Source organism: Aminobacter sp. P4_D5 (assembly GCF_056401815.1).
On the sequence record NZ_JBFUIP010001326.1, the window covers coordinates 1 to 532 of the forward strand.

The window sequence follows — 532 nt, forward strand, 5'->3', positions numbered from 1 at the left end:
CCGGTGACCAGATCGTCTTCTTGAAGAACGAGACCTCGCTTGGCGTGAAAAACGGCATGATCGGCCGTGTCGTCGAGGCGGCATCAAACAGGATCGTCGCTGCCATCGGCGAGGGCGAACATCGTCGGCTGGTCAGGGTCGAGCAGCGTTTCTACCCCAAGGTTGATCATGGCTATGCAACGACGATCCACAAGTCTCAAGGGTCGACCGTCGATCGGGTCAAGGTGCTAGCTTCCCTCTCGCTCGATCGCCATTTGACCTATGTCGCGATGACCCGTCACCGCGAGGATATGGCGCTTTATTACGGGCGGCGTTCATTCGCCAAGGCGGGCGGGCTCGAGACCATTCTGTCGCGAAGCAACGCCAAGGAAACCACGCTCGATTACGAGCGCGGTGTCCTCTACCGGCAGGCACTGCGCTTTGCCGACAACCGCGGGCTGCACCTCGTCCGTGTTGCCCGCACACTCGTGCGCGATCGGCTCGACTGGATGCTTCGCCAGAAGGAGCGCCTTGCCGATCTGGCGCAGCGAAT

At 61.1% G+C, this 532-nt stretch carries 1 protein-coding gene; it reads left to right on the plus strand.

The genetic code is table 11. The annotated features are described in order from the left end of the window. Positions 1-532: ATP-binding domain-containing protein (locus AC1DWF_RS38200; RefSeq protein WP_476843602.1), on the plus strand; the 532-nt coding region annotated here is incomplete at both ends.